Annotated in this window: 9 protein-coding genes; 4 read left to right on the forward strand and 5 right to left on the reverse strand. The window is 67.0% G+C overall.

What is annotated here, in order from left to right; genetic code table 11:
- The first annotated feature begins 53 nt into the window (after positions 1-53).
- Entirely contained in the window at positions 54-1,004 is a 951-nt protein-coding gene (locus GY791_05515) for an MBL fold metallo-hydrolase (GenBank protein MCP4327880.1), read from the forward strand.
- Positions 1,005-1,038: 34 nt separating this feature from the next.
- On the forward strand, positions 1,039-1,926 hold the full coding sequence (locus GY791_05520) for a glycosyltransferase family 2 protein (protein MCP4327881.1): 888 nt from the start codon (positions 1,039-1,041) through the stop codon (positions 1,924-1,926).
- Between the two features lie 6 nt (positions 1,927-1,932).
- Here GY791_05520 and GY791_05525 read toward each other — a convergent pair whose 3' ends face one another.
- From GY791_05525 to GY791_05535, 3 genes are all read right to left on the reverse strand, one after another.
- Positions 1,933-2,799 (reverse strand): C40 family peptidase, encoded by an 867-nt coding sequence (locus tag GY791_05525; GenBank protein MCP4327882.1) that lies wholly within the window; start codon positions 2,797-2,799, stop codon positions 1,933-1,935.
- Positions 2,800-2,873: 74 nt separating this feature from the next.
- Positions 2,874-3,674 carry a sulfite exporter TauE/SafE family protein gene (locus tag GY791_05530; protein ID MCP4327883.1) on the reverse strand — a complete coding sequence of 267 codons (801 nt, stop codon included), beginning with the start codon at positions 3,672-3,674 and terminating at the stop codon, positions 2,874-2,876.
- Between the two features lie 15 nt (positions 3,675-3,689).
- Positions 3,690-5,162: a gamma-glutamyltransferase gene (locus GY791_05535; protein MCP4327884.1), complete on the reverse strand. Its 1,473-nt coding sequence runs from the start codon at positions 5,160-5,162 to the stop codon at positions 3,690-3,692.
- A 213-nt stretch (positions 5,163-5,375) separates the two neighbouring features.
- On the opposite strand from GY791_05535, the gene GY791_05540 reads away from it, so the two are divergent.
- Both GY791_05540 and GY791_05545 read left to right on the forward strand, forming a co-directional pair.
- A complete protein-coding gene (locus GY791_05540) occupies positions 5,376-6,824 on the forward strand; it encodes a UbiD family decarboxylase (GenBank protein MCP4327885.1) in 1,449 nt (482 codons plus the stop codon).
- A gap of 56 nt (positions 6,825-6,880) precedes the next feature.
- Entirely contained in the window at positions 6,881-7,687 is an 807-nt protein-coding gene (locus GY791_05545) for an MBL fold metallo-hydrolase (GenBank protein ID MCP4327886.1), read from the forward strand.
- A gap of 192 nt (positions 7,688-7,879) precedes the next feature.
- Here GY791_05545 and GY791_05550 read toward each other — a convergent pair whose 3' ends face one another.
- Entirely contained in the window at positions 7,880-8,221 is a 342-nt protein-coding gene (locus GY791_05550) for an endonuclease domain-containing protein (GenBank protein MCP4327887.1), read from the reverse strand.
- A gap of 262 nt (positions 8,222-8,483) precedes the next feature.
- Positions 8,484-9,968 carry a hypothetical protein gene (locus GY791_05555; GenBank protein MCP4327888.1) on the reverse strand — a complete coding sequence of 495 codons (1,485 nt, stop codon included), beginning with the start codon at positions 9,966-9,968 and terminating at the stop codon, positions 8,484-8,486.
- Positions 9,969-9,981 lie beyond the last annotated feature (13 nt).

Raw genomic sequence — 9,981 nt, forward strand, 5'->3', positions numbered from 1 at the left:
CGGAAGGGGCGGGGCGACTCGCGCCGCACCGCCATGTCGATAAGGAGAGTGCGATGACCAAGGCCTTCGCGTCCCAGGCCGACTTGAGCGTCAAGAAAGTAACCTTCGACAAGTTGGCCGACGGTGTCTACGGCTATACCGCCGAGGGCGACCCCAATGCCGCGGTCGTCATCGGCGATGACGGCGTCATGGTCGTCGATACCCTGGCGACCCCGGTTCAGGCCCGCTCCCTGATCCGCGAAATCCGCAAGGTCACGCGCAAGCCGATCAAGTATCTGGTGCTCAGCCATTACCACGCCGTCCGCGTTCTCGGTGCCTCGGCCTACAAGGCGGAGCAGATCATCGCCAGCGGCGGCACCTACGAGTTGATCAAGGAGCGCGGGGCCCAGGATTTCAAATCGGAAACACAGCGCTTTCCACGCCTCTTCGAAAAGGTCGAATCGGTGCCCGGCCTGACCTGGCCGACGATGGTTTTCGACAATGCACTGACGATCTGGATGGGCAAACGCGAGGTGCGCATCATGCATCTCGGCCGCGGCCACACCAAGGGCGACACCGTGGTCTGGCTGCCCAAGGAGCGGATCATGCTGGCCGGCGATCTGGTCGAACGCGGTGCGACACCCTATTGCGGCGATGCCTACCTGTCCGACTGGCCGGCGACGCTCGACCGGGTTCGGGCGTTTGCGCCCCGCAAGCTGGTGCCCGGCCGTGGTCCGGCGCTCAAGAGCCCGGCCAAGGTCAACGAAGCCATTGACGGCACGAAATCCTTCGTGACAGCGATGCTGAAATCGGTCCAAAATGGCGTGGCCAAGAAAGACGATCTCAAGGACGTCTATCGTAGTACCTACAAAAAGCTCAAACCGAAATATGGCGGCTGGGTGATCTTCGACCATTGTCTGCCGTTCAACGTCACCCGTGCCTATGACGAGGCCCAGGGTATCCGCGACCCGCGCATTTGGACCGCACGACGCGACGTGGAAATGTGGAAGGCGCTCGAAACCTGATCGACCGGCAACCAGACCGGCGCGCGACGGTCGCTTGGACAAGGTGAACCCGCCTCGGGACACGGACCGGCCGGCGGTCTCGGTGATCATCCCGGTGTTCAACCGTGGCGCCGAGGTGACCGCGGCGATCGAAAGCGTCGTAGCCCAAACTTTCGTGGATTTCGAGATCGTCGTCGTCGACGACGCCTCGACCGACGACACCGTCGCCACGGTCGAGGCGCATTCCGATTCGCGCATCCGCGTCGCGCGAAATGCCGTAAACCGCGGCCCGGGCGGAGCGCGGAATGCGGGCGTCGCGGCGGCGCGGGCGGATATCGTCGCGTTCCTCGATTCCGACGATTGGTGGCGCCCGGAGAAGCTCGAGCGCCAGCTGTCCTTCATGGCGGAGCACGGAACCGATGTCTGCTGCACCGGATTCGATCTGATCCGTCCTGGCCGGCCGGGGACGGAGCGTCGCCTTCCCGACCCGCCGCGCCTCGGTCCCGCCGATATGGTCGAACGCGGTGACATCTGCATCGGCACGACGATGGCGGTGCGCCGCGACACCTTCGATCGCGTCGGGCCGTTCGACGAGCGCTTGCGGCGGCTCGAGGACTGGGACTGGCTGTTGCGCCTCGGCCGTCATCGGGCGCTCGATTTCGTCCCCGAATCGCTGGCCGTCCATCTCGCCCCGGCGGCGCGCGACGCTGCCGGCGTGACCCGCGCCGCCGCCACGTTGATCCTGGACAAGCATAGCGAAAACCTGGCCCGAATCGATCCCGGGCTGCCACGCCGGCTCAAAGCCATGACCGCCCGCCATGTCGCCGCCGCCGACTGGATCTCGGGCCGGCCGGTGGCGGCGCTCATATCCGGTTTGCGCGCGCTGTCGTTGGCGCCGGCCTCGGGCCTGCGCTTTGTCGCTCGGCGCTTCTGGCCCCGCTAGAGCGCTCTAAATCGGCGGCAGGCGCCGGACCGCGCTGATGGCATGGCCATGCACGCGTTGCGCGCGCGCGACGACGTCGGCCAGGGGGTGGAGCGAAACTGCGCCGGCATGGGAGCTGGCATGGAGGTAGCCGCCGGCGCCGTCGACAAAGCCGACATGGCCGGGAAAGAAGACCAGGTCGCCGCGGCGAAGCTGCGCCGGATCGGCGGGGATATCGACCGCATCGCCGATCTCGGTTTCCTGCATATAGCTGTCGCGCGGCGCGAAAATACCAATCGCCTGGAGCGCGATCTGGACCAGCCCCGAGCAATCGATGCCGAGCATGGTGCGCCCGCCCCATAGATACGGGACGCCGAGGAAGCGCGATGCCACCGCCACGGGATCGTCCTCGAAATCCTCGAACCGGGCGATGTGCGCGCCATGGATCCAGCCGCCGCCGCCAATCGTCCGGTAGCCGTCACGCTCGCCGCCGACGGCGATGCGGGCCATCATCGGCAGCGCGGCGCGCACATCGGATTTGACCGACGGCGTGGCGAACAGAAACGAGCGCGGCACGGCGACGCGATGGGTCGGCGCCGAGATTTCGTCGTCGAGGTCGGCCGGCGCAACATAGCCGACATAGCCGTCATGGGCGCATTGCCCCCATAGCCAGTCGGCGCCACGCTCGAATACGGTGAAGGTCTCGCCCCACAGCAGCTGGCTGGACTGTTCGGACCCGGCATCCGGCGCCGCCATCACGGCGGCGATCTCGGCCCGGCATTGGGCCGGCGCGCCGGCGACATAGCGCGCCGCCTCGATCCGGCCGCGCAAACGGACATCGGCGAGGTCCGGGCGGAACGCATGGCGTTTCGGGTCGAGCGGGGCGTCGGCCATCGGACGCGCATTCATTGCTATCGTTGGCGGCGATTCTAGTGCACCGCCGCGTTGGAGGCAAAGCGCTCCGGGTTTCAGACGATCATGGCGACGAGCACGACGACGAGGAAACCGACATAGATCCGCGCCGAGGTTTTGTCCGTCAGGCGATGCGACAGGCGGGTGCCGATCGGAACCCCGACCAGGGCGCCGATCAGCAGCCCGGGCACCGCCGGCCAGTAGACGTAGCCCGTCGTCCCGGCGGGCAGCCCCGGGTCGCCCCAGCCGGAGGCGGCGTAGCCGATGGCACCGACCACCGCGATCGGAAACGCCAATGCGGCCGAGATCGCCGACGCGTTGACCATCGGCATGCGCGCCCAGCGCATGAACGGTACCGACATCGGATTGCCGCCGATGCCGAGCAGCGCCGCCACCAGACCGATCGCGAACCCGACCGGAAGACAGAGCGTGCGCGACGGCGGGCGGAAATCGGCCAGCGCGTAGTCCGTCGTGAACCCCTTCTTGGTCAGGGCGCGGAAGATCGTGTAGACGACCAGCGCAATGAAGAAATAGCGCAGGATATCGGTCGCGATCCAAGGCGCGCACAAGGCGGCGGCCAGGGCGCCGAGAGCCACCGTCGGCGCCAGCTTGCGCACCTCCGGCCAGACCACGTCGCCCTTGCGGTTGTGGGCGTAAGTCGATTCCATCGTGGTCACGACCATCACCGCCAGCGAGGTGCCGATCGCCAGATGCATGACGACGCCGGGGTCGACGCCGAGCCATGGCAGCGACAAATAGAGGATCGGCACCACGGTCAAGCCACCGCCGATGCCGAACAGCCCGGCCGGCACCCCGCCCGCGAATCCGGCGGCGACAAAGAGCAGGATGATTTCCATCGCCCGGCTCTGGGGTCAGACTTCGGCGACGGCGCCGCCGCGCCGCGCGTCGCCGACGGCGATGAACGTCCGCGACGCCGCATCGAACTCGACCGCATGGACGCCGCCGAAGAACATGTTGGGCGCATCCCAGAGTTTGTGGTCGGGGTAGTCGGCGAGCAAATCTCCGACCGCCCCGGGATCGAAGCCTGGCTCGACGTTCAACACGCCGCCCTCGTAGTGGAGGCGGGGTGCGGTGACGGCGCCGGCCAAGTCGGCCTCGCCGGCCACCAACTGGCGCAACACCTGGAACATCGCGGTGCGGATGCGATTGGATCCACCGGAGCCGAGAGCGGCCAGGCGATCCCGGCCGACCTCGACCAGCGCCGGGGCCATCATCGAACTGATTCGCGTATCGGGCCGCCAGTTGTTGAAGCCGCGCGGGTTGATATCGTCCTCGCCGAGCATGTTGTTGAGCATGGTTCCGGTACCCGGGATCAGGTAACCGCAACCCTCGCCGTTGGATACGGTCAGACTGGCGGCATTGCCGTCGCCGTCGATGACGCTGATCTGGGTCGTGCCGCGGGCGCTGTGGGGACGATCGGCGATGGCGTCGGCATAGCGCGCGACCAGCGCCGGATCGAGGAGGCCAAGAATTTCGTCGCGCGCCGGGTCGTCGTCGAGGCCGCTGTCGATCCGTGCCTTATTGGTCGCCGCCATGATCTCGACCAATGCGCGCGGCGATGCCGCCTGGCGCCGCGCCCACAGGCCGAGGGCGAACAGGACGAGGATGCCGCCCGACGATGGCGGTGGATTGATGGTCACGGTGGCGTCGCCATAGGCTTGCGCGAGCGGCACCCGGCGGGCGACCCGGTAGGCTGCCAGATCGTCGGCCGAAAGCAGGCCGCCGTCGTGGCCGAGCTCGACGATGCGGTCGGCGACGGCGCCGCGGTAGAACAGGTCGACGCCCTCGCGGACCAGGCTCTCGAACAGGTCGGCGAGGTCGGGGTTGCGCAAATCCTCGCCGGACATGAGCAGCCGGTCCGGGTCCTCGCGGCTGGCGAAGACCACGCGCGCCTCGGGCCGGTAGCGGTAGATCGGCGCGACGACCTCGAGGAGGTAGGATTGATAGGGGATCACCGCCACGCCGCGACGGGCGAGTTCGATCGCCGGAGCCATGATCTCGGCCAGCGGCAGGCGGCAGAGCTCGCCGTGGACGGCGAACAGGCCGCGCACCGCGCCGGGCACGGCGATTGCCCCGCGGCCGATATGGAACTCCTGCTGGACGGGGCCGAAATCGGCGGTGATGGGGAAGAAGTCGAGCCCGTCGCCGTCGCCCCGCCGTCGCGGCGTCTGGGGGAAGAAGTCGTAGAGCACCGGCGCCTGGTCCGCCGCGCGGGCGAGCAGGAAGCCGCCGCCGCCGCAGGATGCCAGCACCGGCTCTGAGACGCAGGCGGCACAGAACGCGGCCAGCGCGGCGTCGAAGGCATTGCCGCCCGCCTCCAGCATCAGCCGGCCGGCTTCCGCAGTTGCCGGATGGCCGGCGGCAATGGCGCCCGTTGTCTTGCTCACCTCTCCCCCTTCGGATTGGGCAACGGTTGGCGTAGCGTGGCCGCGACGGGGTGTCAATCGGCGGCACTCGCGCTTGCTTTACAGGGTGCGGCCGTTCGCTAAACTGGCGCCGATGCGTGCGACACGCTTTCGCGGGGAGGAGGGCGCGCCATGGCCGCCGAACACATTCACGACCTGGCCCTGATCATCGACGATCTCGACGCCATGGGCCGGCTGGCCCGGGTCAAGACCGAGGTCGATCCGGCCTACGACCTGGCCGGGCTCGCCTTCGAGCTCGAGGGCGGTCCGCGCGCGGTGCTGTTCGAGAAGGTCAAGGGCCACGACCATCCGGTCTTTACCGGCCTCTATTGGAACCGAGACCTGCTCGCCGACCTGCTGCGCGAGGACGAGCCGACCCTGCCGCAATTCGTCTCCGGCTGCATCAAGCGGTGGCAGACTAAGCCGGTCGATCCGCGGTTGGTCGCCGACGGCCCGGTCCTCGACGTGACCGAGGACGCGCCCGACCTCGACCGGATGCCGATCCCGCTCCACGCGCTGCAGGACGGCGGACGCTATTTCGACGCCGGAGTGGTCATCGCCAAGGACCCGGAGAGCGGCGTCCGCAATGCGTCGATCCAGCGCTTCCTGGTCGAGAACCGCGACACCCTGCACATCAACATCGACGCCGGGCGTCACCTCGAGCTCTATTTGGCCAAGGCCAAGGAGCTCGGCAAGACGCTGCCGATTACCCTCAATATCGGCGTCGGTCCGGGGCTGCACTTCGCCGCCGCCGCGCCCGCTGAGGCCGCGCCCGCCGACACCGACGAACTCGGCATCGCCAGTGAGTTTCACGGCCATCCCTTGCAACTGGTCGCCGGCACCCGCTCCGACGTCGAGACGGTGGCCCACGCGATGTGGGCGCTGGAATGCGAGATCGTGCCGGGCGAGCTCGGCGAAGAGGGACCGTTCGCCGAGGTCACCAACTATTACGCCAAGCGCGCGCAGCGCCCAGTGGTTCATGTCCGTGCGATCCACCGCCGCCGAAATCCGGTGTTCCAGACCATCCTTTCCGGGATCGAGGTGTGGAATTCGGTCGGCCTGCTCGGTGAGGCCAACGTGCTGACCCTGTTGCAACGCCAGGTGCCGGGGGCCGAAGACGTCTATTTCAGCCACGGCGGCTGCGGCTTCTACCACGCCGTCGTCAAGCTGCGTCAGAAGCGGGCGGGGTGGGGCAAGCAGGCGATCATGGCCGCCTTCGCCGCCTTCCCGCCGCTGAAGATGGTCACCGTGGTCGACGATGACGTCGACATCCGCAACCCCAGCGACGTCGAATGGGCGATGGCGACGCGGCTCGACGCGACGACCGGCATCGTCGTCGTCGACAAGGTCTTCGGCCACGGCCTCAACCCCAGCTTCCCCGACTATCTCGGCGCCAAGGTCGGCTTCGATTGCCTGCGCCCGTTCCCGCTCGGCGCCGACTACGACCGCGCGTCCTACAAGAAGATGTCGCTCGATGCGGTCGAAATCGCCGCGCCCGAGATCGCGCGTCCCGGTTCGGCGGGGTCGGGGTCGGGCGCCGCGGCGGACGGTGACGGCGGTTTCAAGGGCGGCGGCATGTGAGCGATCGCAAGACGACGCTCGCCCTCGGCGACATCCGCATCGACCGCCTCGTCGAGATGGAGATGCGCTACAAGACGCCGCTGGAGCTGTTCACCGACGCCACCGCCGAAATCGTCGAAGCGTACCGCGCCTGGATGGAGCCGTGGGCGATGTGCCCCGAGAGCGGCAAGTTGATCATGCCGGTGCAGTCCTATCTGGTGCGCACCCGCCATCACACGATCCTCATCGATACCTGCGTCGGCTGCGCCAAGGACAACCCGCATTTCGAGCCGTGGCACCGGCGCGACGAGGCGTCGTGGCTGGCCGCGCTGGTGGCCGCCGGCGTCGCGCCGGAAGCGGTCGACTTCGTTCTTTGCACCCATTTCCACGCCGACCATTGCGGCTGGAACACGCGGCGGGTCGACGGCCGCTGGGTGCCGACCTTCCCCAACGCATCCTATGTCCTGTCGCGCGACGAGGTCGCCCATTACGCGGCCAATCCCAACAATGCCTACCGCGAAAGCGTGCTGCCGGTGATCGAGGCCGGACAGGCGGTGTTGGTCGACATGGACCACGCCCTCGACGACGAGGTCTGGCTCGAGCCGACGCCGGGCCATACGCCGGGCCATGTCGCGGTGCGGCTCGCCTCCCAAGGCCGCGAGGCGGTGATGTGCGGCGACCTCATCCATGCGCCGATCCAGTGCGTCTTTCCCGATTGGCGGTTCCGTATCGACAGCGACCCGGAGCAGGGACGGGCGACGCGGCGGCACTTCCTCGCCGCCCATTGCGACAGCGGCCGAACCGTGCTGACCGCCCACTTTCCGTCGCCCTCGATGGGCCACGTGGTGGCGGACGGCGACGCCTACCGGTTCGCGTTTCTGTAGAGCGGCTCGGTCGCGGCGATGTCCCCCTCACCCAGCTCCGGCTAGGCTCGGTTCCCCCTCACCCTCCCGCTAAGCGGGTCCCTCCCTCTCCCCCAAGGGGGCGAGGGAACGTGGGTAAGGGGCGAGGGACGATACGCTGCGCTCGGTCCAACTCCCTCTCCCCTCGAGGGAGAGGGTCGGGGTGAGGGGCTGTTACGAACGGTCGCTCAGGCAGGCATCGATGCGGGCCAGGACGCCATCCAGGTTGTCCAGCACGTCGTTGTTCCAGACCCGCAGGACCCGGTGGCGCTGTCGGCGGAGATCGCGATTGCGCAGGGTGTCTTCGCGCGCCGTCAACGCTGCGTGCTGGCCGCCATCGACCTCGATAACAAGCCGTTTCTCGAAACAGACGAAGTCGACGATATACGGACCAATCGGATGCTGACGGCGGAACTTGGCGCCGACCATTTGCCGGTTCCGGAGACGCGCCCACAACCGGCGTTCAGCATCGGTCGGCCGTTGCCGTAGGTCTCGTACGCGTTGGTCGGTCGTCATTGATCCACGTTACCAGTATTGGGCGGCGGATTCGATCGACCTCACCCGCATTGTCGTCCCCTCACCCAGCTCCGGCTGGGCTCGGTTCCCCCTCACCCTCCCGCTGCGCGGTCCCTCCCTCTCCCCGATGGGGCGAGGGATGATTGGTCGCGCTCGGCCGAACTCCCTCTCCCCTTGCGGGAGAGGGTCGGGGTGAGGGGTAAACGAAACGCGCCGCCCGAGAGGGGCGGCACGTCCGCTAGGTTGACTTGTATGACGCCGGCTACGGCAAGAAGGTTTGGGATCCGGTGCCGTCGTAGCTGTATCCGGTGTCCGTTCCGTTGCCCGAGAACGTCGTCGGCCCGATATCGACGAACTGGATTCCGTAGTCCTGGGTGCGCGCATAGACGCCATAGCCCGGGTTGTTGGCGATGTAGTTGCCGCCCGGGGTAAACAGCACCGTTTGGAACGCGTGCAAGTCGTCCGTATCGCCGTCGTTGAACAGGTACACGCCGTCGTCGGTGTTGGCGTTGATGTCGTTGCCGCCGAAGGTCGCGCTCATCACTGCCGAGCCGCCGGTATTGGCCGAATCCCAGACGTTCTGCAGCGCGATGCCGTCGTCGCCGTTGAGGAAGACGGTGTTGTCGGTGAACTCGAGCGCGATGCCGGCGATGCCGCTGTCGAAGACGCTGGACGCCACATAGATGCCGTCGCCGTTACCGCCGTTACCCATGTTGCCGCCGACGGTGTTGCCGATGAAGTCGACATCGACGATCGACACGCTGCCATCGGGCGTATAGGCATCGGTCTGGAAGTACATCTCGATGCCGCTGTCGCCGTTGTTGACGATCGAGTTGTTCGTCACCACCGCGTTGAAGACCCCGCTCGCCGCCGAGCCGAAGACCAAATGATCGACCTCGAAGCCGTCGAACTCGTTGTCGTGGATGACGTTGTTGTAGAACTCGAGGAAGAACGAGCTGGTTGAAAGCGGGTCCTCCGTCTCGATGTCGATCAGGACGCCCTCGACGTCGTTGCCGGCGATCGAGTTGCCGCCGACATCGAAGGTCTGGGTCGAGAACGCGCCGTCGTCGACGTCGAGGTCGATGTTGAGGCCGTTGCCGCCGTTGTTGACTGCCGTGTTATGGCGCACCGTCGCGGTCTGATAGAAGCGGGTGTCGGAGCTGCCCTCGACGCCGGCGTCGATGAAGATACCGTCGCCGCCGTTGCTGGCGACCGTGTTGTTGTCGACGTGGAGCGTCTGGCGCAGGGTGGCGCCGTCGTCGAGTTCGTTGACCACGGCGATGCCGTCGTCGTCCTGGTTGAACACCGAGTTGCCGGAAATGGTGATCGTGTTGTCCTGGAACACGGTGGCGTCGTCGTCGACCTCGGTATGGACGAAGATGCCGTCGGCGTAGCCGGTGTCGACGCTGTTGTTGAGGATGTTGACCGTCTGCCACATCGTCGCCCGGTAGTGATCGACGAAGCTGTCGACCCCGATGCCCTCGCCGCCGCCGAACTGGTCGTCCGGCCCGGTGTTGAGCACCGTGTTGCCGTTGATGTTGACCGTCTGCAGCAGCGTCGTCTCGTCGCCGTTGTTGCTGACGACGTCGTTGATGACCAGGATGCCGTCGCTGTCGACCGTGTCGACGCTGTTGTTGTTGATGGTGATGGTGTTGGCCTGGTCGACGAAGGCGCCGTTATAGACGTCGGTGCTGACCCGGATGCCCTCGTTGTCGGTGTCGAGCACCGTGTTCCGGTTGACGTTCATCGTCTGGACGACC

The organism is Alphaproteobacteria bacterium (assembly GCA_024244705.1).
In the GTDB taxonomy this organism is placed as follows: domain Bacteria; phylum Pseudomonadota; class Alphaproteobacteria; order JAAEOK01; family JAAEOK01; genus JAAEOK01.